Genomic DNA, 25,851 nt, shown 5'->3' with positions numbered 1-25,851 from the left:
TTTTTCCTTTACTTTTATCCAAATTTAGTACTATGGGTAATCAAGAAGAATTTTTTAATCACATTGTCAACGGAAACACCTGTAAAGGTGATTTTATCACATTAGGATCTGCTATCTTAAATGGACAGACTTTACAAAACGCTTATGTAAACGTACCACTAAAAACCATGAACAGACATGGTTTAATTGCAGGAGCAACAGGGACAGGTAAAACAAAAACACTTCAAGTCTTAGCCGAAAATTTAAGCGAAAAAGGCGTACCTGTATTACTAATGGACATAAAAGGAGACTTAAGCGGTATTGCACAACCAAGTCCTGGTCATCCTAAAATTGACGAACGTATGGAAAAAATAGGATTACCTTTTGAACCAAAAAGTTTTCCTGTTGAAATTATGAGCCTTTCGGAACAAGATGGTGTAAGACTTCGTGCAACCATTAGTGAATTTGGTCCTGTTCTAATCTCAAGAATTTTAGATTTAACAGAAACCCAAGCTGGTATCGTTGCAGTAATTTTTAAATACTGCGATGATAACAAATTACCCTTACTTGACTTAAAAGATTTTAAAAAGATTTTACAATACGCTACCGACGAAGGTAAAGAAGAATTTAAAGAAGCATACGGAAGAATAAGCTCTGCGTCTACAGGTGCAATTCTTAGAAAAATAATTGAAATTGAACAACAAGGTGGCGATCTATTTTTTGGAGAAAAAAGTTTTGATGTAGAAGATTTAGTGCGTACAACACGAGATGGTCGTGGTTATATAAATATTATTAGATTAACAGATATACAAGACAAACCTAAGTTGTTTTCTACATTTATGTTAAGCTTATTAGCAGAAATCTACGAAACTTTTCCAGAAAAGGGTGATGCCGATAAACCAGAATTAATTATGTTTATAGACGAGGCGCATTTAATTTTTGACCAAGCCTCTAAAGCCTTACTTAATCAAATAGAAAGCATTGTTAAACTAATACGTAGTAAAGGAATTGGAATCTATTTTGTTACTCAAAACCCAACAGATGTACCAGAAGGTGTTTTAGGTCAATTAGGTTTAAAAATACAGCATGCTTTACGTGCATTTACTGCAAAGGATAGAAAAGCTATTAAATTAACTGCACAAAATTATCCAGATACTGATTATTATGACACTGCAGAAGTATTAACAGCTTTAGGAACAGGAGAAGCTTTAGTATCTGCTTTAAACGAAAAAGGAAGGCCAACACCATTAGCCGCTACTATGATGCGTGCTCCAATGAGTAGAATGGACGTTTTAACAAACACAGAATTACAAAATTTATTAGACGACTCTAAATTAGTTTTAAAATACAACGAAAACATTGATAGAGAAAGTGCTTACGAAATGCTTAACAAAAAAATTGAAAAAGCAGAAATAGCTAAAGCAAAAGAAGAAGAAAGAGAAGCAAAAGAAAAAGCATCTAGAAAAACCTCTACAAGAAGAAGTACAAGACAAAACCCAATTATAAAAGTATTAACCAGTGCAACTTTTATTAGAGCCGCTTTTGGTATACTAAAAAAAGTTATCAAATAAACATTTAAAATGTATATGAAAAAAACAATATTAGCCTTAAGTACCATTGCTATATTAGCAACTTCTTGTAAAAATGAAGCAGATCCGTTTTTAGTTAAAGAACAAAACATAGGAATGCTTACCGACAGTACTCAAATAAAAGATTTAGATATCATTTTTGCTAAAGACTCAATTGTAAAACCAATAGCTGGTGATGAGTTTGCTGGTTCTGTAAACACAATAGAAGTTTATGAAACAGGCGGAAAACATTTACTTTCAATAACTCCAAAACAAGTTTTAGATAGCACCTCAACTATTTCAATAGTAAAATTTAAAGACCCAAGATATCAAACAGAAAAAGGAGTAAATAACTTAAGTACTTTTGAAGATATAGAAAAAAATTACACAATTTCTAAAATTCAAAACTCGTTTAAAAGTGCTTCGGTTTTTGTAAAAGGAAGTAAAATGATGTTTTTATTTGATAAAAACGATTTACCTGCAGAATTTAAATTTGACATCACAAAAACTATAGAACCTGCTAACATACCTAGCAAAGCAAAAATCAAACATTTTATGATTGGATGGTAAACCAGTACTTCACCTTCTATAGAAATAAAATAAAACTTATATAAAACAAATCTAAATGTCTTCATCTAAAAAATACACCATACAAAACAGTCCCTTTATTGTTCCTACGACAGATGGAAAATTAATAGAAGAACATTTTGGACAAGCTACAGATGGTAGTAAAGACATTAGCATTGCGCATATGATCGCACCTGCTGGTTGGTTAGAACCTTTTCAAACTCCAGAATTCGATGAATTTACGTATATTATAAAAGGTAAAAAGCAATTTATTATTGAAGACGAAACCGTAGTTTTAGAAGCTGGACAATCTATTAAAATTGAAAGAAACACAAGAGTACAATACTCTAACCCTTTTACAGTAGCTTGTGAGTATCTTTCTATTTGTACACCAGCGTTTTCAATGGATTTAGTGCACAGAGAAGACCAATAAAAATGAAAAAAATAATCAAAAAAGCTTTGCCTAAAATAATTGGCACATCGCTAAATACCATTAGCTACATAGCACCAAAATATGCTAGTACAAAAGCATTAAACATATTTGCCACACCACGCAAAGGTCGTTTAAACCAGACGCATAAAAGCTTTTTAGAAAAAGCAGAGCAATCTACTTTAGAATACCAAGATTACACCATACAAACCTATCAATGGAAAGGAGAAAAACAAACCATTTTATTGGCACATGGTTGGGAAAGTAACACTTACCGATGGAAATCTTTAATTACTAAATTACATAAAGATGGCCACAATATTATTGCTTTAGATGCACCTGCACATGGACAATCTAGTGGTACTCAATTTAATGCTATTTTATATTCTGAGTTTATAAATGTTGTGGCGTCACATTATCAACCTAAAGTTATTGTTGGACACTCGGTTGGTGGTATGTCTACAGTATTTTTTCAATACAAATATCAATTAAAAAGCATCGAAAAATTGGTATTACTTGGCGCACCATCAGAGTTTACAAAAATTTTCAAAAACTATGTAAACATGTTAAGCTACAATAGAAAGATTGAAAATGGATTAAACCGCTTGGTAGTTGATAGATACGATAAAGAACCTGCATTTTTCTCTTCTGCTAATTTTTCAAAAGAAATAAAAGCAGAAGGATTAATTATCCATGATAAATCAGACAGAATTATAAATTATGATGAAGCTGAATTAATTGCAAAACATTATAAAAATTCAACTTTAAAAACTACAGAAGGTCTAGGACACAGTTTAAAACATGATAGTATAGACGACGAAATTTTAAACTTTATAAACAGCTAATTTTGGAAGAACAAAAACTAACAAGACTTAACAAATACCTTAGTGAAGCTGGTTACTGCTCACGTCGTGAAGCAGACAAACTTATTGATACTGGTCGTGTAACTATTAATGGAGAAATACCAGAAATGGGTACAAAAGTAGCCCAAAAAGATATTGTTGCTGTAGATGGAGAAATTATCAAAAACAACAAAGACAGTTTTGTTTATTTAGCTTTTAATAAACCTGTTGGTATTGTTTGCACTACAGATACTAAAGTTGAAAAAGACAATATTATAGACTTTATTAATTACCCAAAACGCATCTTCCCTATTGGTCGTTTGGACAAACCTAGTGAAGGATTAATTTTTTTGACTGATGATGGAGACATTGTTAACAAAATACTTCGTGCTAGCAACAATCATGAAAAAGAATACGTGGTTACCGTAGACAAACCAATTTCTCAAACATTTGTAAATAGAATGTCTAACGGAATACCTCTGGAAGAATTAGGTAAAACAACAAAAAAATGTAAAGTTAAAAAGTTAGATAGTCATACTTTCAATATAATTTTAACACAAGGTTTAAACCGTCAAATTAGACGTATGTGTACGTATTTAGGTTACGAAGTACAAACCTTAAAACGTGTTAGAATAATGAATATAAAACTAGACGTACCTGTTGGAAAGTATCGAGAATTCACTAACGATGAAATCAAAACTTTAAACACACTGTTAGAAGATTCGACAAAAACGTTTCAAGCAAAGCAATCTAGAAACAGACGTAAAAATTAATTTAGTTTTTCTTTCTACTTACGATATAAAAAGGAAAATAAATTAACATAAATGCAGGTACTAAGATTAACTGTACTTTGATAATATAATAAGGCCAATCTCCTAAATAATCTAACACAGATCCCGAGATTGGTTTTTTATTTAAATAAGAATAATTAGCTTCTAAAAAGTAATTTATAACCATTAAAACAACCATATACAGTTGTAATACAAAAAAGGATTTAAAAACACTTTTTAACTTAGGTTTCATCTTTAAAACTACAATTGCATAACTGATAATGGTTAGTAACCCTAAGTGAACAATCCAATATCTAAAATAGTCAAAAGAAGGAAAACCAACTTCTATATCTGGTGTAATAACACCTTGAGATGTACCTAAAATTATCCAAAACAATAATATCTCAAACAACCAGAACCTTCTTGATGTAGTAAAAATAAAAATGAATAATGCCATAAAACTACACAGAAACAAAGGTAAGTCTGAAGTAACATCATAATATCCAAAGCAAATCTGATATAAATGAAACACTGCTATAAAGCCAGAAACAAAAACACCTAAATATTTAAATATTTTGTTTTGGTTTATTGTATTTTGATTTAATGCAAATCGAATTAAAACAATTGTTGCTATTACAGCAATAGCAATAGGCAGTATATGTTCTAAACTTCCAAATAAAACACGTTGAGATAAAGGCATAAAAAAACCTGAATTAAATTCAGGTTTTAAAAATAGACATTTATTTTTTATTTATTTTTCTGTGTCGTTCTCGGGCTAATAAAGTGTTTTTAAGTAGCATTGCAATTGTCATTGGTCCTACTCCACCTGGAACAGGCGTAATAAAACTTGCTTTTTTACTTACATTTTCATAGTCTACATCTCCTGTAATAACATAACCCTTAGCAGCTTCTTCGTCCGGAACACGTGTAATACCAACATCAATAATTACAGCATCGTCTTTTACCATTTCGGCTTTTAAAAAATTTGGTACACCTAATGCAGAAATAATAATATCTGCTTGACTTGTAATTTGTGTAATGTTTTTAGTATGACTATGAGTTAGTGTAACAGTTGAATTACCAGGAAAGCCTTTACGTCCCATTAAAATACTCATCGGTCTTCCTACAATATGCGACCTCCCAATTACTACAGTATGCTTACCTTTTGTGTCTACTTGATAACGATCTAACAGTTCTAATATTCCAAATGGAGTTGCAGGAATAAAGGTTGACATATCTAAAGCCATTTTACCAAAATTCATAGGATGAAACCCATCTACATCTTTATCTGGGTGAACAGCCATCAAAACCTTTTGAGTATCTATTTGCGGTGGTAATGGTAATTGAATGATAAATCCGTCTATATCATCATTTTCATTTAACTCTTCTATTTTATCAAGTAATTCAATTTCGCTAGTTGTATTAGACATACGTACCATTGTAGATTCAAATCCTACACGTTCGCAAGCTCTTACTTTACTTCCTACGTAGGTTAAACTTGCTCCGTCATTACCTACAATTACTGCAGCAAGATGTGGCACTTTTTCGCCATTTGCTTTCATCTTATCAACTTCAGCTTTAATTTCGTTTTTTATGTCGTTACTTACCTTTTTTCCGTCAAGAATTGTCATGTTGTGTTGTTGTTATTTAATATTGGTAATTTAACTTATTTTACTGTTTGTTTTTAAAACAAAAAAACATGAGTTACCTCATGTTTTTCATTGCTTGCATCATACGTTTTCCGCCGCCACCTTGCATCATTTTCATCATTTTGCTCATTTGGTCAAACTGTTTTAGTAACTGATTGACTTCTTGAACAGATGTACCAGAGCCTTTTCCGATACGTTTTTTTCTACTTGCATTTATAATTGAAGGATTAGCGCGTTCTTTTGGAGTCATAGAATGAATTATTGCTTCTATACCTTTAAAAGCATCGTCATCTATATCTATATTTTTCATCATTTTTCCAGCTCCTGGTATCATTCCGATAAGGTCTTTCATGTTACCCATCTTTTTGATTTGCTGGATTTGTTTTAAGAAATCGTCAAAACCAAATTGGTTTTTAGCTATTTTCTTCTGTAATTTTCTTGCTTCTTGCTCATCAAACTGTTCTTGAGCTCTTTCTACTAAAGACACAACATCACCCATACCAAGGATACGATCTGCCATACGTGAAGGATAGAAGACATCTATTGCTTCCATTTTTTCACCTGTACCAATAAACTTAATTGGTTTATTTACTACAGATTTAATAGAAATTGCTGCTCCACCACGTGTATCACCATCTAATTTAGTTAAGATTACACCATCAAAATTTAAGACATCGTTGAAGGCTTTTGCTGTATTAACAGCATCTTGACCTGTCATAGAGTCTACAACAAATAGTGTTTCTTGTGGTTGTATAGCTTTATGGATGTTAGAGATTTCGGTCATCATCGCTTCATCTACAGCTAAACGACCTGCGGTATCTATAATTACCACATTATGTCCATTTGCTTTTGCATGCGCAATACCTGCTTGAGCAATTGCTACTGGATCTGTGTTACCTTTATCACTATAAACATCTACCTTTATTTGATCACCAACTACGTGTAATTGATCTACCGCTGCTGGACGATACACGTCACAAGCGACTAATAAAGGTTTTTTTGTTTTTTTGTTTTTTAAGTAATTAGCTAGTTTACCCGAAAAGGTTGTTTTACCAGAACCTTGTAAACCTGACATTAAAATTACAGTTGGCGCACCAGACATGTTAATACCTTCTGCATCACCACCCATAAGTTCGGTTAACTCGTCTTTAACGATTTTAACCATTAACTGTCCTGGTTGTAACGTTGTTAATACGTCTTGACCAAGTGCTTTTTCTTTTACTGTTTTAGTAAAATCTTTAGCAATTTTATAGTTAACATCGGCATCTAAAAGCGCACGTCTTACTTCTTTTAAAGTCTCTGCAACGTTTACTTCTGTAATGCTACCGTGACCTTTTAATACGTGTAATGCTTTATCTAACTTTTCACTTAAATTATTAAACATAATTTTCCTATTTTTTTAAGAAGCACAAAAATAGCAATTTGTAGCGTATTTGTAAAGTCTTAATGTGATTTAATTGAATAAAAAAAGACTGCCTTTTTTAAGACAGCCTTTCATATAATTTATAATTTGGATTTACATTTTTTCAATAACAAAAACAAATTCGTTGTTATTATCATCGTTAACATGATGCAATTCTAGTCTATTACTATTAACTTCTGTAATATACCAATCGTCATCCATTTGCCAGTAAGGAAAAATCCCTAAGTAGTTAATTACGTACCTTAAATTACTGTTTTCGTCTCTAACCACTTCGCCTTGTAAATTAGTTATAGTACCTGCATTGTTTGCTTGAATGTTTGCTCCTGCAGAAAAATTAAAAGTTATCCCTGAGTAATCTGATGTGTTATCTACGCCTTCCATAGTAGAGTATGTAATTTGCCAAACACCATCATATAACCAGTTTTGTATCTGATCAACATCTCCATCTGTGGTGTTATTACATTCTTTTTCTAACTTTAAAGTCGTACCATCTGCAGAGAAAATAATATAATTATCAGTAATGCTTGTTACTGTATAGTAGCCACCTAACCCTGAAGATGTACCTTGCATTGCAAATAACACTACTAATTGATCGCTAGCTGTATTTTCTGCAGACAAACTTCCGTAGTTAATAGTTTCTCCTTCTACTGCATAAACAAATTCATTTTCATTAAAAGTGAATGTTTGTCCAGCATATGTACTAGTTTGGTCTACACCTGCATTAATGTAGCTATATACTGTCCAATCGCACTCGGTTATTGTATTAAATAAATCTGCTTCTGTGTAACATGGTAATTGTTCTAAAACCATAGTTTCGTTGTTACCATTGATAAATTCTAATCGATCAGAATCACAATCTATTACCTTCCAATAATCTGTAATGGCTTGAATATTTGGACCTGCAACATTAGTTAATTCTAAAACGATATCTCCTGCTACATCTATTACACTCCAATCTCCTGAGTAAGTATTACCATCACTTGTATCTGTTATTGCAAGGTTTCCGTTGTCTTCAAAAGTTAAATTGAAGTTTAATAAATTGTCGCTTCCGTTAAGGTTTACAACATTCCACACACAGGTTTGTAAATATGAGTTTACATCTGATTCTGTGCAATTTAAACTACAATCTTCTAAGATTAAGCCTAGTTCTAAAATTTCAAATTGACTTGGATTATTTAGCACTTCTATTCTTACATAAATAGTTTGAGGACTTGAAATATTACTATATGCGGTTACATTTGGTATAGCATTAACATTAGTTTCTGCATCTACTATAGTTTCATGAAAGCTTACTTGTACGGGACTTGATATTGTACAACCATCAATATCACTTAAACCTTCATAAAGATTGAACGTTTCTAGTCCATCATTGTTTTCGTCGCACTTTACAATATCATTAGCTTCTAAACAACCTAATGGATTATTGCTAACAGTACAGTCTTGTTCTATTTGCATTGTGATTTGACCGTTATCTAAATTGTACTCGTCTTCATCATCACAATTAACAATTATCCAATCTCCTGCTAAGTCTTCCCAATCTGTTGTAAAATTTAAAGTTATGATTGCTCCGTCCTGAGTTACTGACCAACTACCATCATGAATTATATTACCAGCATCGTTTAAAACAGAAAATTGATAATTAGTATCAAAATCTATGTAATAATCGCTAAATACATTAGAATTGTTATAGTTTGAAATATCCCATAAACATTCTTTTAGGTTTAGTTCTACATTTTCGTCTGTACAGTTATTGTCATCGTCATTCCAATCGTAATCATCATCTTCGTCGCATGTACCATCTGCATCGCTAATTGCTACTTCTAATTCTTGGTTATTATTTACAATTACAGTGTTTCCTGAAGCGGTTATTAATGTTACAGGAAAGTCTAAACTTGCTAAAGTTGGTCCGTCTAAATCTTCTAAAAAGTTATATAAAGCTTCATCGGTATTTATTGTCACTGTATTGATAACCTGAAAATCTGTATTATAGATTGAAAAGGATACTGGATACACAAAGTCAATACATTCTATATCATCATCATCTTCGTTTTCTCCTAAACAATCGTCAATTAACTCTTCTAATTCTTGCTGACTAGTAATTTGAATTTCTGTATAATCGTTTAAAGTCACAGTAATTGGAAATGTAATATTTACCTGATCATCATCATTAGTAAAAGCATCTAAAATATTTTCTAATTGACTATAATCTGCTACACTTTGTATTGTAATTGTAACACCATTTGCTGTAACAGTTACAGGCAACACAACTTCTAAACAGTTGGCATAATCTATTATATTATCTTCAGAACCATCATTAGAGGCCATTCTTAACATTAAGTTAGCAGCTGTTGAGTCGCCTTCAATTATATCTTCATTTGAAGGATTGATAATTTCAGTTTCTTCGTTTTGACAAGACATTGTTAGCATTAATGCTAAAAACGACAAGTAAACAAAGTGTTTTAGTTTAAAAAAAATAATGGTCGATTTCATAATTGTAGTTTTTTAATTGATATTTTCTTTTCAAAGCTTGTTTTTCCCATGCTTCAATTATAAAACAGATATGTTTAAAAAATTCCTACCTTGGGTTTCTAAAAAATTTTTCTTTTTTTGAGAAATTACTAATAACCAATCTAATGTCTGAAGAGTTACATAAAAATATTTGCAATCAAAATTTATTTAAAGTCTTCTTTAAAAAGCATTCTAAAAATTTACATGACTTTTTATATTATAAGTTTGGAGAACGATTAAACCCGCAAGATAAAGTTCAAGACGCTTTTATTAAACTATGGGAAAACTGTAAAAAAGTACCACCAAATAAAGCAAAAAGTTACGTCTACACTATTGCTAATAACTTAATGCTTAACGAGGTTGCACACCAAAAAGTAGTTTTAAAACATCAAAAAAATAAACCGAAAGAGCATAGCAACGAAAGTCCTGAATTTTTAATGGAAGAAAATCAATATCGAAAAAAATTAGAAAACGCTATTGCAAATCTTACCGAAGCCGAACGTGTTGCTTTCTTGATGAATCGTACAGAAGGTAAGCGCTTTAAAGAGATTGCTGAAATTTTAGACATAAGTACAAAAGCAGTAGAAAAACGTATTTATGGAGCTTTAAAAAAACTAAGAAAAGAAATAGAAGGTTTATAAGATTATTAATTAAAAAGATTAAAGTGAAGGTAGGAATTTTAAAATCCAACTTGTTATATTATTGAAGTGAAATTTATGGAAAAAGAATATTTAATAAAAAAATGGCTAGACAATAGTTTAACTCCTAAAGAGTTAGAAGCTTTTAAAGCGCTTGAAGATTACGAAGCACTTACTAAGCTATCTAACTATTCTAAAGGTTTTAAAGCTACTGAATTTAATGAAGATGAAGCCCTAAAAATGGTACTACATAAAATAGAAACAAAAAAACAGAGCAACACCAATTGGTTACAACCTGTATTAAAAATTGCTGCTATCCTAGTTTTATGTTTTGGTGCATATTATTATACTACAACATTGGATACTACTTTTACTACAGATTTTTCAGAAAAAATTACTGTAGACTTACCAGATAATTCCAAAGTAAATTTAAATGCTTTATCTAGCATAACATTTAACAAAAACGACTGGAAAAACAACAGAAATATAACCCTTAAAGGGGAAGCCTTTTTTGATGTTGAAAAAGGAAGCTCATTTAACGTAAACACTAGAACTGGTACAGTAACAGTTTTAGGTACTGAGTTTAATGTAAAACAGCGTAATAACTTTTTTGAAGTAACCTGCTACGAAGGTTTAGTACAAGTCACTTATAAAAATAACAAAACCAAAATCAAACCAGGCGAGTCGTTTTTAGTATTAAACGATTTGGTTATTAATAATAAAACTGATTATAGCAAACCACAATGGTTATCTAATACAAGTGCATTTAAAAGTTTACCCTTAAAAGAAGTTATTGCCGAGTTTGAAAGACAGTACAACGTAAAAGTTGAAGCTAAAAACATTAATACCGACTTATTATTTACAGGTAGATTTACGCATAATAATCTTGACTTGGCTCTTAAATCAATAACTCAACCTTTACAACTTACTTACAAAAAATCTAATCAAACCATAATATTAAAGCGTGAGTAACAAGCTTAAAACTTATTCATATATAATCATATATTTTTTGTGTTTGTTTAATGGTTTTTCTCAAAACCAAAAACGACCTTTAACAGAAGTTTTATCCTTAATTGAAGCTAAACATAAAGTAAGTTTTTCTTACGCAGATAAAGATGTAAAAAAAATATTAATAGACATTTCTACAGAAAAATCTTTAGATCATATTTTAAATGAAATTTCTTTAAAAACCAATCTTCAGTTTAACAAAATTGATCAACAATTTTATACCATAGTTAAGTATGATAAAACAGAAGACACGTCTGTACAACAGTTAGAAGAAGTTACAATTACAAATTATTTAACGTCTGGTATATCTAAAAGCAACACCGGAAGCATAAATATAAAACCAAAACAATTTGGCATTTTACCAGGTTTAATAGAAGCCGATGTGTTACAAACTATACAAGCTTTACCTGGTGTTTTAAGCGTAGACGAAACTGTATCAAACATTAATGTTAGAGGTGGCACACATGATCAAAACCTATTTCTTTATGATGGAATTAAAATGTACCAATCTGGACATTTTTTTGGATTGATTTCGGCTTTTAATCCGCAATTAACACATAAAATTTCTGTGATTAAAAACGGGAGTAGTGCCAAATATGGCGATGGTACATCAAGCATTGTAGATATGCAACTATCAAACAAAATAAGTTCTGACAGCAATATTGGTATGGGACTTAATTTGATTAGTGCAGACGGATATGCTAAAATTCCGTTAGGCAAAAATACTGAAATTCAAATTGCAGCAAGACGATCTGTAACAGATGTTTTAGACACACCAACTTACAACAACTATTTTGATCGAGTTTTTCAAGATACTGATTTGACTAATACAGAAGATGCAGCAGTTTCTAAAGATGAACATTTTTACTTTTATGATACTGCTGTAAAATTTCTTTATGATTTAACTGAAAAAGATAAAATAAGATTCAACTTTTTAAATATTTATAATGCTTTAGATTATAACGAAGAAGCAACAATTAATACAACCAACGAAACTTCTAACAGTCAATTAAAACAACATAACATGGCTACTGGAATAACTTATTCTCGTCAATGGAATAAGAGGCTTAATACCTTTGCGCAAATCTATTATTCTAATTACGACTTGGATGCAACTAACTTTGATGTTTTAAATAATCAACGCCTGATTCAGGAAAATGAAGTAGTTGATGGAGGTTTAAAGTTACATGTTAATTATAACTTAAGTCCAAGTATTAATATTAATGGAGGTTTCCAATTTACAGAAGTAGGAATAAGTAACCTAGAAGATGTTAATAACCCTGTATTTAAAAGTTATATTAAACGTGTTATTAGGACGTATTCTGGTTTTGTAGAAGCTCAATTTCAATCTAAAAATAAAAATACTTCGGTTAGATTAGGAGTTAGAGATAACTATTTTAAAAAATTTAATTTACATCTAGTTGAACCTAGATTACACATAAACCATAGGTTTTTAAATTATTTTAGAGCAGAACTTTCTGCTGAATATAAAAGTCAAAGCACAACTCAAATTATAGATTTACAAAAAGACTTTTTAGGTATAGAAAAACGTCGTTGGGTACTAGCAAACAACACAACAATTCCGGTTGTAAAAAGTAAACAAGCAAGCTTTGGTTTATCATATAACAAAAATAAATTACTAGTCACTGCAGAAGCATTTATTAAACACGTAGACGGTATTACTACACGTAGTCAAGGTTTTCAAAATCAGTATCAATTTGTAAATGCAATTGGTAATTATGAAATTAAAGGTGTTGACCTTTTAGTAAATAAGCAATTTCAGAAATTTGGAGCTTGGTTAAGCTATAGCTACTCTAAAAACAATTACACTTTTGAGGATTTAAATGAAGGGGCTTCTTTCCCTAACAACTTTGACATTACTCATGTTATTGATTTTGCAGGTACTTTTACTCTTGATGATTTAAAATTAGCTTTAGGATTAAATTGGCATTCTGGTAGACCTTTTACAACACCAAATTATGAAGACTCAAACAATAGCACTATCATTTATAACTCTCCAAACAATAGTCGGTTAGATGATTATTTAAGAGCAGATTTTTCGGCAACATATCAGTTTAACTTAGGAACCAACAGAGCCATTTTAGGGGCTTCTATCTGGAATATTTTAAACAAAAAAAATACTATAAATACTTACTATACTATTAATGACGGAGAAATTTTAAAAATTGAAAATGAATCTTTGGGAATAACGCCTAATGTAAGTTTTAAGATTAGATTTTAGTCTTTAATACCTATAAAAAATAAGCACCTAAATTTAGGTGCTTTTTTAATTTTAATCTCTTATTAATGGCATTGTACTACAACGTAGTAAGCCTTCTTGTTTGGCTATTTCTGCGTAAGGGACTTCTTCTACAGTAAAACCTTTTTCTCTAAGCCAAGTATTTAAACGTGTAAAGTTTTTTTCTGAAATGATAACATCTTCTGAAATTGAAAAAATGTTGCTATTCATATTGTACATTTCTTCTTTAGTAATGATAAAACAGTTTTCTTTTCCGAAGAAATTTAGTAACCATTCAAATTCAGTTTCATCTCTAAACCCTTCTTTATGTAAGATCGCTTTATCTGTTCCTATGGGTTGGAAGCAACAGTCGAGATGTAACGCATTATCGTAAGGGTTAGTTTGAGATTTATTTAAGTCGAAACTCTTTACTTTTTTATGAGGAAATTTTTCTTTGATATAATTTACACCTGCTTCATTAGTTCTAGCAACTATATAATCTGAATAATCTTCTCCTCTGTAAGTGCCAATAAAAATATAGTCATTCCAAAGCATGACATCTCCTCCTTCTATATGAGCTTCTTCTGGTGGACGTATTACTTTATTTGGATCTATTTGATCTATTACATATTGTACTGCTTCTAATTCGTTTTCACGGTCAGGAAGAATATTTGCTTTAACAAACACATCGTCTATTACAAAAGCTATATCTCTAGCAAATATTTGGTTACAATTCTCTATTATTTCTGGTCTAAATACTTTTACATCATATTTTTCAAAAACTTTTGCGACAGCTTCCATTTCTTTTACCATATCTTCTTCAACTGGATATGTTCCTGCTTTAATATGCTCTAAAGATTTAGGGTCGTAAGCTTCGTCTATTTTTGGTGTTGGACCATTATTTTTTGCGGTGCCTAAAACTACAGCTCGAAGCCGAGATGTTTCGTTTTTTACGTTTAATTGTAGCATAAATTAAATATATAAAAAAGCTTCATAAATAATTATGAAGCTTGTTTTAAAAGTTATATTAGTTCTATCTTTCGTTAATAGATTTAAATTCTCTGTGGTTTTCACCAATGTAAATTTGTCTTGGACGTCCAATTGGTTCTTTACGTAAACGCATTTCTCTCCATTGTGCAATCCAACCTGGTAAACGTCCTAAAGCAAACATTACTGTAAACATTTCTACAGGTATGCCCATTGCTCTATAGATAATTCCTGAATAGAAATCTACGTTTGGATATAACTTACGTTTTACAAAGTAGTCATCGCTTAATGCTTCTTCAGCTAATCCTTTTGCAATATCTAATACAGGATCCTCTACACCTAAGTCTCCTAAAACTTCGTCTGCAGCTTTCTTGATGATTTTTGCTCTTGGATCAAAGTTTTTATAAACACGGTGACCAAAGCCCATTAAACGGAAAGGGTCTTCTTTGTCTTTTGCCTTAGCCATGTATTTTTTTGTATCACCACCATCTTCTTTAATTCCTTCTAGCATTTCTAAAACAGCTTGATTTGCTCCACCGTGAAGTGGTCCCCAAAGTGCAGATATACCAGCTGATAAAGATGCAAATAAACCTGCGTGAGAAGAACCTACAATTCTAACTGTAGATGTAGAACAATTCTGCTCATGGTCTGCATGTAAGATTAATAACTTATCTAATGCATTGATTAAAATATCATTTTGCTCATATGGTTTGTTAGGTTTTTCAAACATCATTTTTAAAATGTTTTCTACGTAACCTAAATCTTCACTACCATAATTTAATGGCAATCCTTGTTTTTTACGCATTGTCCAAGCTACAAGCACAGGAAATTTACCTAAGATTTTAACAATAGCATTGTACATATCATCTTCTGAATCTACATTTACAGAAGAAGGATTAAACGCTGTTAAAGCACTTGTTAAAGATGCTAAAACACCCATAGGATGAGCTGTCTTAGGAAAAGCATCTAATATTTTCTTTATATCATCATCTACTACAGATTCTTTCTTAATATCTGAATGAAATTTATCTAACTGCTCTTGTGTTGGTAAATTACCAAAAATTAGTAAGTAAGCAACTTCTAAAAAGTCTGCTTTTTCTGCAAGATCTTCTATAGCATAACCTCTATATCTTAATACACCTTCTTCACCATTTAGAAATGTAATAGCACTTTCGCAAGAACCAGTATTTTTGTATCCTGGGTCTATTGTTGTAACGCCACCGGTTACACCTCTAAGTGTTTTAATATCTATTCCTATTTCATTTTCTGTACCTACAATTAATGGAAATTCGTGTTTTTCACCATTAATCTCTAGAATTGCTGTATTTGACATATATAATATTTGTATAATTTAGTTAAAATAAGTGCTGTAAAAGTACGAAAACTAAGCCGTTTTTTAAAGCGTATTAACATGGATTTTGCTATATTGATATAGTTATTTATTATCAAAAAAAAACTCTCATCATTTTAGATGAGAGTTTTCTATAGTTTTTATGAGGAAAAGTAATTATTTATTTACTTTAAAAGCCTTTTCTTTTGGATAATAAGCTACATCTCCTAGCTCTTCTTCTATGCGAAGTAATTGATTGTATTTAGCCATACGGTCACTTCGAGATGCTGATCCTGTTTTAATTTGACCACAGTTTAATGCAACTGCTAAATCAGCAATTGTGTTATCTTCTGTTTCTCCTGATCTGTGAGACATTACTGAAGTATAACCAGCATTATGAGCCATATTTACAGCTGCAATAGTTTCGGTTAAAGTACCAATTTGGTTTACTTTAATTAAAATTGAATTGGCTATATCTTGGTCAATTCCTCTAGATAAACGTTCTACATTTGTTACATATAAATCGTCACCAACTAATTGTACTTTATCTCCAATTTTTTCAGTTAAATACTTCCAACCTTCCCAATCATTTTCGTCCATACCATCTTCTATAGAAATAATTGGATATTTGCCAGCTAATTCTGCTAAGTAGTCTGCTTGCTCTTGGCTTGTTCTTACTTTCCCTGTTTCGCCTTCAAATTTTGAGTAATCGTATTTTCCGTCTACATAAAATTCTGCAGCAGCACAATCTAATGCAATCATTACATCATCTCCTAAATTATAACCTGCATTTTTAACAGCTTTTGCAATTGTGTCTAATGCATCTTCTGTACCGTCTAGTGTTGGAGCAAAACCTCCTTCATCTCCTACTGCTGTACTTAAGTTTCTGTCGTGTAAAACTTTTTTAAGATTATGGAATATTTCTGTTCCCATTTGTAATGCATGTGAAAAGTTTTTTGCTTTTACAGGCATAACCATAAACTCTTGAAATGCGATAGGAGCATCACTATGTGATCCACCGTTAATGATATTCATCATTGGTACAGGTAAAGTGTTTGCACTAACACCACCTACGTATCTGTAAAGAGGCATACCTAATTCTGCTGCTGCTGCTTTTGCTACTGCTAAAGACACACCTAAAATAGCGTTTGCACCTAATTTAGATTTATTAGGTGTACCATCTATTTTACACATTAATGTGTCAATATAGTTTTGTTCAAAAACGTTAACACCAAGCAATTCTTCTGCTAAAATATTATTAACATTATCTACTGCTTTAGTTACACCTTTACCCATATATTTATCGCCACCATCTCTAAGCTCTACCGCTTCATGTTCTCCTGTTGAAGCACCAGAAGGAACTGCTGCTCTACCTAAAAACCCGTTTTCTGTTTCAACATCTACTTCTACTGTTGGATTTCCTCTTGAATCAAAAATTTGTCTTGCGTGAACATTAATTATAATACTCATATATTTAATTTTTAGTTAATTATCTTCAAATTTAAGTTTAAAATCTCACTATAAACAGCTTTAAAGTGAGAAATACATAAAATTTAATCTATATCGTTTTAGTAAAAGAAATAAGGCAACGAAATTTAATATTCGTTGCCTTTTTTTTATTTGTTTGATTTTATATTTTCTATGAATTGATCAAAAAGATATGTAGAGTCATTTGGTCCTGGACTAGCTTCTGGATGATACTGTACAGAGAATACATTTTTAGATTTCATTTTTAAACCTGCTACCGTATTGTCATTAAGATGTACATGTGTAATTTCTAGGTCTGGATGCGCTTCTGCTTCTTCTCTATTAACTGCAAAACCATGGTTTTGAGATGTTATTTCTCCTTTACCAGTATCTAGGTTCATAATAGGGTGATTTATACCTCTATGACCGTGATGCATTTTGTAAGTAGAAATTCCGTTGGCTAAAGCGATAACTTGGTGACCTAAACAAATTCCAAATAAAGGAAGATTTTTATCTATAATTTGTTTTGCTACTTCAATTGCTCCTTTTAAAGGTTCTGGATCACCAGGTCCATTTGATAAAAAATAGCCATCAGGATTCCAATCACTCATATCTTTAAAAGTACTATCAAAAGGGAAGACTTTTATATATGAGCCACGTGTTGCTAAATTACAAAGGATGTTCTTTTTTATTCCTATATCTAATGCAGCTATCTTTATAGGAGCATTTTCATCTCCTACATAATATGCTTCTTTAGTTGATACTTTAGAGGCAAGTTCTAAACCATTCATTGATGGTACTTTTGCTAATTGCTCTTTTAAGCCTTCAACATTATCAACTTCTGTAGAAATAACTGCATTCATCGCTCCGTTTTCACGTATGTATGTAACTAATGCGCGTGTATCTACATCAGAAATTGCTAAAAGATTGTGTTTGTTTAAAAAATCTTCTAATGATCCATCTGCTTTTACTCGGGAAAAATCATAACTAAAGTTACGACAAATTAATCCTGATATTTTAATTGAGTCAGATTCAACTTCTTCATCATTAACTCCGTAATTACCAATATGCGCATTGGTTGTTACCATTAATTGTCCATAGTAAGACGGATCTGTAAATATTTCTTGATAACCAGTCATGCCGGTATTAAAACATACTTCTCCAAAAGCAGTGCCTTCTTTGCCTACTGCTTTTCCATGAAAAATTGTTCCATCTTCTAATAAGATAAGTGCTTTTTTAAGTTTTTGATATTTCATTGTAATAATAAAGGTTTCACAAAATTGCATAAAAAAAAGGATAATCTAAAATAGATTATCCTTTATATGTTAAATGCTTATTAACATTTATTCTTCTTCGTTAGTTGCTGTGTTATCAACTTTAGCTGCAGCTGGTTTAGAACCACCACGTCTACTTCTTCTTGTTGATTTTTTAGGCTTATTACCAGCGTTATAAATTTCGTTATAATCTACTAACTCGATCATAGCCATATCAGCGTTATCTCCTAAACGATTACCTAATTTGATAATACGTGTATATCCACCTGGTCTGTCTCCTACTTTAGTTGCTACTTCTCTAAATAATTCTGTAACAGCCTCTTTTTGTCTTAATCGACTAAAAACGATACGTCTATTATGAGTAGTATCTTCTTTAGCTTTAGTAATCATTGGCTCTACAAAAACTTTTAAAGCTTTTGCTTTAGCAACAGTAGTGTTGATACGCTTGTGCTCTATTAAAGAACAAGCCATGTTAGCTAACATAGATTTTCTATGTGCTGTTTTTCTACCTAAGTGGTTTATTTTTTTTCCGTGTCTCATGACATTTTTGTTTTAACCATCATCTTGCTCTACCCTTTTTGAGGAGCAAAATATGAAGTGTTAGTCTTTATCTAATTTGTATTTTGAAAGATCCATACCGAAGTTAAGACCTTTAACATTAACAAGCTCTTCAAGCTCTGTTAAAGATTTTTTACCAAAGTTACGGAACTTCATTAAATCATTTTTATTGAAAGATACCAAGTCACCTAAAGTATCTACTTCTGCAGCTTTTAAACAGTTAAGAGCACGAACAGATAAATCCATATCTACTAACTTAGTTTTAAGCAACTGTCTCATATGAAGCGATTCTTCATCATAAGTTTCAGTTTGAGCTATCTCATCAGCTTCTAAAGTAATTCTCTCGTCTGAGAATAACATAAAGTGGTGAATTAACGTTTTAGCTGCTTCAGTTAAAGCATCTTGTGGATTTATAGAACCATCTGTTTGAATCTCGAAAACTAACTTTTCATAATCAGTTTTTTGCTCTACACGATAATTTTCAATGCTGTATTTAACATTTTTAATTGGTGTATAAATCGAATCTGTAAAAATTGTTCCTATAGGAGCTGTAGCTTTTTTGTTTTCTTCAGCAGGAACATAACCTCTACCTTTTTCGATAGTGATTTCCATGTTAATATTTACTTTTGGATCTAAGTTACAGATTACTTGATCTGCGTTTAATACTTGAAATCCTGAAATAAATTTTTGAAAATCTCCAGCAACGATTTGTTCTTGTCCAGAAATTGAAATTGAAACAGACTCATTATCTACATCTTCTATTTGACGCTTAAAACGAACTTGTTTTAAGTTTAAGATAATTTCTGTTACGTCTTCAACAACACCTGGTATTGTAGAAAATTCGTGATCTACACCTTCTATTCTAACTGATGTTATTGCAAAACCTTCTAAAGATGAAAGTAAAACTCTACGTAAAGCATTACCAACTGTTAAACCATAACCTGGTTCTAATGGTCTGAATTCGAATTTACCTTCGAAGTCAGTAGAATCAATCATGATTACTTTATCAGGTTTTTGAAAATTAAATACTGCCATATTGTTCTTCGTTTTAATTGTTATTTAGTTGCGCGGTTTATAAGTTTGAAGAGATACGAATAAACCCTTTGGCTAAATACCAATGTTAATTTATTATTTAGAGTATAATTCGACGATGAATTGCTCGTTAATATTTTCTGGTATTTGAATTCTTGCTGGTACAGACACAAAAGTTCCTTCTTTTTTCTCTGTATTCCAAGTAATCCATTCAAATACATTACTTGAATTTGAAAGTGATCTTTCTATAGCTTCAAGTGATTTAGATTTTTCTCTTACTGCAACAACATCTCCTGCTTTTAATTGGTATGAAGGAATATTTACTACTTCACCATTAACAGTAATATGTCTGTGAGAAACTAATTGTCTTGCTCCTCTTCTTGAAGGAGAGATACCCATTCTAAATACAACGTTATCTAATCTAGACTCACACAATTGTAATAAAACTTCACCTGTAATTCCAGGTGCTGCTGTTGCTCTTTTAAACATGTTTCTGAATTGCTTTTCTAAAATACCATAAGTATATTTAGCTTTTTGCTTTTCCATTAATTGGATTGCATATTCAGATTTTTTACCACGTCTTTTGTTTGCTCCATGTTGTCCTGGAGGGTAATTTCTTTTTTCGAAAGCTTTATCGTCTCCGAAGATAGCTTCGCCAAATTTACGAGCTATTTTAGTTTTAGGACCAGTATATCTTGCCATTTTTAAATTAATTAAAGAGTGATTATGAATTAAGGTCTTAATCTTATCCTTCGATAATCGTTAATCTCTTGTTATACTTGTTTATTAAATTTTTTCAGTTTGCAAATTTATGCAAAAAATTAATACCATCTGAAAAACAGATGATATTAATTTTATAATGTGTTTTATAACGTAAATTATTATACGTAATTAAACTCTTCTTCTTTTAGGAGGACGACATCCGTTGTGTGGTAATGGAGTAACATCTATTATTTCTGTTACTTCGATACCTGCATTGTGAATAGAACGGATAGCAGATTCTCTACCATTACCAGGACCTTTCACATAAACTTTTACCTTTTTTAAACCAGCCTCTTTAGCTACACCTGAAGCATCTTCTGCTGCTAATTGTGCTGCATAAGGAGTATTTTTTTTAGATCCTCTAAAGCCCATCTTACCTGCAGATGACCATGAAATTACGTCACCTTTTTTGTTTGTAAGTGAGATAATGATGTTGTTAAAAGAAGCTGTGATGTGTGCTTCTCCTACAGCATCAATAATAACTTTACGTTTTTTTGTACTTTTAGCGTTATTCTTTGCCATATTATTATTGTTCTTTGTTTTTAGTTAATAGTCGCTAGAATCCTAAACCTTTTATAATTTCAAACAGATTCCTTCCAACGTCTAAATACTAAAGACCAAATTGTTTATTAGCTTGCTTTTTTCTTGTTAGCAACTGTTTTTCTTCTACCTTTTCTAGTTCTAGAGTTGTTTTTAGTACGTTGTCCTCTTAATGGAAGACCTGCTCTATGACGTATCCCTCTGTAACATCCTATATCCATTAATCGCTTAATGTTTAATTGGGTTTCAGAACGTAATTCACCTTCAATAGTATAGTTACCAACAGCGTCACGGATTGCTCCGATTTGATCATCTGTCCAGTCTTGTACTTTGATGCTTTCGTCTACTTTAGCAGCTGCTAAAATTTCTTTTGCTCTACTTTTACCTACTCCGTAGATATAAGTTAAAGAGATTACTCCTCTTTTCTGTTTTGGTATGTCTACTCCTGCAATTCTTGCCATAATTACCCTTGTCTTTGTTTGAATCTAGGATTCTTTTTATTAATGACGTAAAGTCTACCTTTTCTGCGCACTATTTTACAATCTGCGCTTCTTTTTTTAATTGATGCTCTTACTTTCATCGTATTAGTATCTATAAGTTATACGAGCCTTAGTTAAATCGTAAGGACTCATTTCTAATTTTACTTTATCTCCTGGTAAAAGTTTAATGTAATGCATACGCATTTTACCAGAAATATGCGCAGTCACAATGTGACCATTTTCTAATTCTACTCGGAACATAGCATTAGATAATGCTTCTATAATTGTTCCGTCTTGTTCTATTGCTGCTTGTTTTGCCATGTTAAAAATATTAAGCTACTGCTTTTCTGTTTTTACCTGTTTTCATCAAGCCATCGTAATGTCTATTTAACAAGTAAGAGTTTACTTGTTGCATAGTATCGATTGCAACTCCAACCATAATTAATAATGATGTACCTCCAAAAAATAATGCCCATCCTTGTTGTACACCCATTAACTTAACTATAAATGCTGGGAACACAGCTATTAAAGCTAAGAATATTGAACCTGGTAACGTTATTTGAGACATTATCTTGTCTAGGTACTCTGATGTTTCTGATCCTGGACGAATACCTGGTATAAAACCACCGCTTCGTTTTAAATCATCAGCCATTTTGTTAGTAGGTACTGTAATTGCAGTATAAAAATATGTAAATATGATTATTAATAATGCAAATACTAAATTGTACCAAAAACCAAATATATCAGAGAAATTAGTTTGTAACCATAATCCTGCCGATGTATCTTCTAAGAAAGAAGATTTACCAATAAGTCCTGGAACAAACATAATTGCTTGAGCAAATATGATTGGCATTACACCTGAAGCGTTAAGCTTTAATGGAATGTATTGTCTTGACCCAAATACATTCTTTTCATAACCACCAGATGCTGTTCTTCTTGCGTATTGCACAGCTATTTTACGTACTGCCATTACTAGCAAGATTGATAATAAGATGATAGCAAACCAAATAACAACTTCAAATAGAATCATCATTACGTTATTACCATCTTGTAATCTTGAAGCAGCATTTTGTAAAAATGCTTTAGGTAAGGTAGCAATAATACCAACCATAATTAATAACGATATACCATTACCAATTCCTTTGTCAGTAATTTTTTCACCTAACCACATAGCAAAAATTGTACCTGTAACTAAGATTACTATAGAAGAAACATAAAACATTCCTCCTTGTCCTAATAAAAATGCTGAATTTGGAATACCAAACACTGGACCTAAGCTAGCTAAATAACCAGGAGCTTGTACTAAGCATATTGCTATAGTTAACCATCTTGTTATTTGTGTTATTTTCTTTTGTCCACTTGCACCTTCTTTTTGTAGCTTTTGTAAGTAAGGAATAGCTATTCCCATTAATTGTACTACAATAGAGGCTGAAATGTAAGGCATGATTCCTAGAGCAAAAACTGATGCATTTGCAAAAGCTCCACCAGTAAAGGCATTTAATAATCCAAATAAACCCTCACTAGTTTCAGTTTGTAAGTTAGATAACTGGGCAGCATCAATACCTGGTAATACCACTTGTGCTCCAAATCTATAAACTAATAACAAACCAACAGTAACGATGATTCTGTTTCTTAGTTCTTCGATTTTCCAAACATTTTTTAATGTCTCTATAAATTTCATGCGTCTATAATTCTTATAAAGTTACAGCTTCTCCTCCTGCAGCTTCAATAGCAGCTTTAGCAGTAGCAGTAAATTTATGAGCTGTTACGTTTAACTTTGATTTTAATTCACCTCTTCCTAAGATTTTAACTAATTCGTTTTTACCAACTAGTCCTAAACTTACAAGTGTTTCAAAATCTAAAGTATCATTAATTTTCTTATCGTCAACTAATTGTTGGATAGTGTCAAGGTTAACTCCTTGATACTCTTTACGATTTATGTTAGTGAAGCCAAACTTAGGCACTCTACGTTGGATTGGCATTTGCCCTCCTTCGAAACCTACTTTTTTAGAGTATCCTGATCTAGATTTAGCTCCTTTGTGTCCACGTGTTGCAGTACCACCTTTACCAGAACCTTGACCTCTACCTACTCTTTTTCCTTGACCTTTAACTGAACCTTCTGCAGGTTTTAAATTACTTAAATCCATTTTTCAGTATTATTATTTAATTTCTTCTACAGAAACTAAGTGATTTACTTTTGCTACCATTCCTAAGATATTAGGAGTAGCCTCGTGCTCTACAACTTGCCCAATCTTTTTAAGACCAAGAGCTTCTAAAGTTCTCTTTTGTCTTTGAGTTCTATTGATTGCGCTTTTAACTTTTTTTACTTTTATCTTAGACATTTCTGTTTTGATTAACCGTTAAAAACTTTTTCTAAAGAGATTCCTCTTTCACGAGCAATCGATTGTGGGTCTCTTAATTGTAATAAAGCATCAAAAGTAGCTTTTACTACATTGTGTGGGTTTGATGATCCTTGAGACTTAGATAATACATCGTGTACACCTACTGCTTCTAAAACTGTTCTAACAGCTCCTCCAGCAATTACTCCTGTACCAGGAGCTGCAGGTATGATGTTTACTCTTGCACCACCATATTTACCTTTTTGTTCGTGAGGTAATGTTCCTTTTGATATAGGTATACGTACTAAATTTTTCTTAGCATCTTCTATTGCTTTTGCTATTGCACTAGCAACATCTTTTGATTTACCTAGACCATGTCCTACTACACCTGCTTCATCACCAACCACAACGATTGCTGAAAATCCAAATGCTCTACCTCCTTTAGTTACTTTAGTAACTCTTTGCACTCCAACTAAACGATCTTTAAGATCTAATCCACTTGGTTTTACTAACTCTGCGCTTTTGTATTTTTGATACATAATTTCTTAGAATTTAAGTCCTCCTTCTCTAGCTCCTTCAGCTAATGATTTTACTCTTCCGTGATATAAATAACCACCTCTATCAAAAGAAATAGTTTCAACACCAGCCTTTAAGGCTTTTTCAGCGATAGACTTACCTACTAATGCAGCTATTTCTACTTTATTACCTTTTGAAGAACTAATATCTTTATCTCTTGAAGATGCAGCTACTAGTGTTTTACCTGTAACGTCATCTACTATTTGAGCATAAATTTCTTTATTACTTCTGAAAACAGATAATCTCGGTCTTGCTTCTGTACCAGAAACAATCTTACGAATTCTGCTTTTTATTCTTGATCTTCTTTGTGATTTTGTTAACGCCATAACTAAATTATTATGCTGATTTACCAGCTTTTCTTCTTAATTCTTCTCCAACAAACTTAATACCTTTTCCTTTGTATGGTTCAGGCTTTCTAAATCCTCTGATCTTAGCAGCTACTTGACCTACTAATTGCTTATCAAAAGATGAAAGTTTAATAATTGGATTTTTACCTTTTTCAGAAACTGTTTCAACTTTAATTTCTGGTGCTAAACTCATCACTATATTGTGAGAAAAACCTAAGGCTAATTCTAAAACATTACCTTGGTTACTTGCTCTGTATCCTACTCCGACTAACTCTAGTTCTTTAGTCCATCCTTTAGATACTCCTTCAATCATATTATTGATCAAAGAACGGTATAAACCGTGCTTAGCTTTATGTTGTTTAGTTTCTGCAGAACGTGTTACTAATACGTTTCCTTCTTCTACTTTTACTTCTACAGTATCAAAATCTTGAGTTAATTCCCCTAATTTTCCTTTTACCGTAATTGTATTATCTTTTACTGTTACAGTTACTCCTTCTGGAATGGCAACTGGATTATTTCCTATTCTTGACATTTTCTTT

The 25,851-nt window shown here is 31.6% G+C and carries 29 protein-coding genes; 8 read left to right on the top strand and 21 right to left on the bottom strand.

The window, feature by feature from the left end:
- Positions 1–32 precede the first annotated feature (32 nt).
- Genes FHS04_RS10950 through rluF form a run of 5 tightly spaced genes read left to right on the top strand, consistent with a single transcriptional unit; the run spans position 33 to position 4,159 of the window.
- Positions 33–1,550: a helicase HerA-like domain-containing protein gene (locus FHS04_RS10950; RefSeq protein ID WP_106676784.1), complete on the top strand. Its 1,518-nt coding sequence runs from the start codon at positions 33–35 to the stop codon at positions 1,548–1,550.
- A gap of 15 nt (positions 1,551–1,565) precedes the next feature.
- Positions 1,566–2,117 carry a hypothetical protein gene (locus FHS04_RS10945; protein ID WP_027880173.1) on the top strand — a complete coding sequence of 184 codons (552 nt, stop codon included), beginning with the start codon at positions 1,566–1,568 and terminating at the stop codon, positions 2,115–2,117.
- A 55-nt stretch (positions 2,118–2,172) separates the two neighbouring features.
- On the top strand, positions 2,173–2,547 hold the full coding sequence (locus FHS04_RS10940) for a cupin domain-containing protein (RefSeq protein ID WP_106676782.1): 375 nt from the start codon (positions 2,173–2,175) through the stop codon (positions 2,545–2,547).
- Between the two features lie 2 nt (positions 2,548–2,549).
- Positions 2,550–3,389, top strand: a complete 840-nt coding sequence (locus FHS04_RS10935) for an alpha/beta hydrolase (protein ID WP_221184978.1) — start codon at positions 2,550–2,552, stop codon at positions 3,387–3,389.
- 2 nt (positions 3,390–3,391) lie between these two features.
- Positions 3,392–4,159, top strand: coding sequence for a 23S rRNA pseudouridine(2604) synthase RluF (gene rluF / locus FHS04_RS10930; protein ID WP_106676780.1), 768 nt, complete (start codon positions 3,392–3,394; stop codon positions 4,157–4,159).
- Position 4,160: 1 nt separating this feature from the next.
- Here rluF and FHS04_RS10925 read toward each other — a convergent pair whose 3' ends face one another.
- The 4 genes from FHS04_RS10925 to FHS04_RS10910 form a co-directional block, all read right to left on the bottom strand.
- Complete coding sequence (locus tag FHS04_RS10925) at positions 4,161–4,856, bottom strand: YwaF family protein (protein WP_106676778.1); 696 nt, start codon at positions 4,854–4,856, stop codon at positions 4,161–4,163.
- A gap of 40 nt (positions 4,857–4,896) precedes the next feature.
- Positions 4,897–5,787, bottom strand: a complete 891-nt coding sequence (locus tag FHS04_RS10920; RefSeq protein ID WP_027880178.1) for a bifunctional 5,10-methylenetetrahydrofolate dehydrogenase/5,10-methenyltetrahydrofolate cyclohydrolase — start codon at positions 5,785–5,787, stop codon at positions 4,897–4,899.
- Positions 5,788–5,860: 73 nt separating this feature from the next.
- Entirely contained in the window at positions 5,861–7,189 is a 1,329-nt protein-coding gene (gene ffh / locus FHS04_RS10915) for a signal recognition particle protein (protein WP_027880179.1), read from the bottom strand.
- A gap of 132 nt (positions 7,190–7,321) precedes the next feature.
- A complete protein-coding gene (locus FHS04_RS10910; protein ID WP_106676775.1) occupies positions 7,322–9,718 on the bottom strand; it encodes a hypothetical protein in 2,397 nt (798 codons plus the stop codon).
- Between the two features lie 143 nt (positions 9,719–9,861).
- Between FHS04_RS10910 and FHS04_RS10905 the strand changes: the two genes are divergently transcribed.
- The 3 genes from FHS04_RS10905 to FHS04_RS10895 all read left to right on the top strand — a co-directional run bounded on the left by FHS04_RS10905 (position 9,862) and on the right by FHS04_RS10895 (position 13,624).
- A complete protein-coding gene (locus tag FHS04_RS10905; protein ID WP_106676773.1) occupies positions 9,862–10,377 on the top strand; it encodes an RNA polymerase sigma factor in 516 nt (171 codons plus the stop codon).
- A 75-nt stretch (positions 10,378–10,452) separates the two neighbouring features.
- Complete coding sequence (locus FHS04_RS10900) at positions 10,453–11,346, top strand: FecR family protein (RefSeq protein ID WP_106676771.1); 894 nt, start codon at positions 10,453–10,455, stop codon at positions 11,344–11,346.
- Positions 11,339–13,624, top strand: a complete 2,286-nt coding sequence (locus tag FHS04_RS10895; RefSeq protein ID WP_106676769.1) for a TonB-dependent receptor plug domain-containing protein — start codon at positions 11,339–11,341, stop codon at positions 13,622–13,624. Before FHS04_RS10900 ends, FHS04_RS10895 begins: the two co-directional genes overlap by 8 nt.
- A 51-nt stretch (positions 13,625–13,675) precedes the next feature.
- On the opposite strand, the gene FHS04_RS10890 is transcribed toward FHS04_RS10895, so the two are convergent.
- From FHS04_RS10890 to rplF, 17 genes are all read right to left on the bottom strand, one after another.
- On the bottom strand, positions 13,676–14,590 hold the full coding sequence (locus tag FHS04_RS10890) for a dimethylarginine dimethylaminohydrolase family protein (RefSeq protein ID WP_106676767.1): 915 nt from the start codon (positions 14,588–14,590) through the stop codon (positions 13,676–13,678).
- A 64-nt stretch (positions 14,591–14,654) separates the two neighbouring features.
- On the bottom strand, positions 14,655–15,941 hold the full coding sequence (locus FHS04_RS10885; RefSeq protein WP_106676765.1) for a citrate synthase: 1,287 nt from the start codon (positions 15,939–15,941) through the stop codon (positions 14,655–14,657).
- A gap of 174 nt (positions 15,942–16,115) precedes the next feature.
- Positions 16,116–17,408: a phosphopyruvate hydratase gene (eno, locus tag FHS04_RS10880; RefSeq protein ID WP_106676763.1), complete on the bottom strand. Its 1,293-nt coding sequence runs from the start codon at positions 17,406–17,408 to the stop codon at positions 16,116–16,118.
- Between the two features lie 146 nt (positions 17,409–17,554).
- Positions 17,555–18,661 (bottom strand): glutamine-hydrolyzing carbamoyl-phosphate synthase small subunit, encoded by a 1,107-nt coding sequence (carA, locus tag FHS04_RS10875; protein ID WP_106676761.1) that lies wholly within the window; start codon positions 18,659–18,661, stop codon positions 17,555–17,557.
- An 87-nt stretch (positions 18,662–18,748) separates the two neighbouring features.
- Positions 18,749–19,219: a 50S ribosomal protein L17 gene (rplQ, locus tag FHS04_RS10870; RefSeq protein WP_027880188.1), complete on the bottom strand. Its 471-nt coding sequence runs from the start codon at positions 19,217–19,219 to the stop codon at positions 18,749–18,751.
- 60 nt (positions 19,220–19,279) lie between these two features.
- On the bottom strand, positions 19,280–20,272 hold the full coding sequence (locus FHS04_RS10865; protein WP_027880189.1) for a DNA-directed RNA polymerase subunit alpha: 993 nt from the start codon (positions 20,270–20,272) through the stop codon (positions 19,280–19,282).
- A gap of 93 nt (positions 20,273–20,365) precedes the next feature.
- The gene (rpsD, locus tag FHS04_RS10860) at positions 20,366–20,971 is read right to left on the bottom strand and encodes a 30S ribosomal protein S4 (protein ID WP_027880190.1); all 606 of its coding nucleotides are present in this window, start codon (positions 20,969–20,971) and stop codon (positions 20,366–20,368) included.
- Between the two features lie 189 nt (positions 20,972–21,160).
- Positions 21,161–21,553 (bottom strand): 30S ribosomal protein S11, encoded by a 393-nt coding sequence (rpsK, locus tag FHS04_RS10855; RefSeq protein ID WP_027880191.1) that lies wholly within the window; start codon positions 21,551–21,553, stop codon positions 21,161–21,163.
- 107 nt (positions 21,554–21,660) lie between these two features.
- Complete coding sequence (rpsM, locus tag FHS04_RS10850; protein ID WP_027880192.1) at positions 21,661–22,032, bottom strand: 30S ribosomal protein S13; 372 nt, start codon at positions 22,030–22,032, stop codon at positions 21,661–21,663.
- Between the two features lie 2 nt (positions 22,033–22,034).
- Complete coding sequence (gene ykgO, locus FHS04_RS10845) at positions 22,035–22,151, bottom strand: type B 50S ribosomal protein L36 (RefSeq protein WP_010519235.1); 117 nt, start codon at positions 22,149–22,151, stop codon at positions 22,035–22,037.
- 4 nt (positions 22,152–22,155) lie between these two features.
- Entirely contained in the window at positions 22,156–22,371 is a 216-nt protein-coding gene (infA, locus tag FHS04_RS10840; RefSeq protein WP_007094967.1) for a translation initiation factor IF-1, read from the bottom strand.
- A gap of 10 nt (positions 22,372–22,381) precedes the next feature.
- On the bottom strand, positions 22,382–23,731 hold the full coding sequence (gene secY, locus FHS04_RS10835; protein ID WP_027880193.1) for a preprotein translocase subunit SecY: 1,350 nt from the start codon (positions 23,729–23,731) through the stop codon (positions 22,382–22,384).
- 13 nt (positions 23,732–23,744) lie between these two features.
- The gene (gene rplO / locus FHS04_RS10830; protein WP_027880194.1) at positions 23,745–24,197 is read right to left on the bottom strand and encodes a 50S ribosomal protein L15; all 453 of its coding nucleotides are present in this window, start codon (positions 24,195–24,197) and stop codon (positions 23,745–23,747) included.
- Between the two features lie 12 nt (positions 24,198–24,209).
- On the bottom strand, positions 24,210–24,392 hold the full coding sequence (gene rpmD, locus FHS04_RS10825; protein WP_027880195.1) for a 50S ribosomal protein L30: 183 nt from the start codon (positions 24,390–24,392) through the stop codon (positions 24,210–24,212).
- An 11-nt stretch (positions 24,393–24,403) separates the two neighbouring features.
- Positions 24,404–24,928: a 30S ribosomal protein S5 gene (gene rpsE / locus FHS04_RS10820; protein ID WP_027880196.1), complete on the bottom strand. Its 525-nt coding sequence runs from the start codon at positions 24,926–24,928 to the stop codon at positions 24,404–24,406.
- Positions 24,929–24,934: 6 nt separating this feature from the next.
- Positions 24,935–25,291 (bottom strand): 50S ribosomal protein L18, encoded by a 357-nt coding sequence (gene rplR, locus FHS04_RS10815; protein ID WP_027880197.1) that lies wholly within the window; start codon positions 25,289–25,291, stop codon positions 24,935–24,937.
- Between the two features lie 10 nt (positions 25,292–25,301).
- A complete protein-coding gene (rplF, locus tag FHS04_RS10810) occupies positions 25,302–25,844 on the bottom strand; it encodes a 50S ribosomal protein L6 (RefSeq protein ID WP_027880198.1) in 543 nt (180 codons plus the stop codon).
- Positions 25,845–25,851 lie beyond the last annotated feature (7 nt).

The sequence above is a fragment of the Mesoflavibacter zeaxanthinifaciens subsp. sabulilitoris genome, from assembly GCF_014191595.1.
GTDB classification, from domain to species: Bacteria; Bacteroidota; Bacteroidia; order Flavobacteriales; family Flavobacteriaceae; genus Mesoflavibacter; species Mesoflavibacter zeaxanthinifaciens.
The sequence above is the reverse complement of the archived record's forward strand: the minus strand, read 5'-3'. Positions and strand labels throughout refer to the sequence as shown.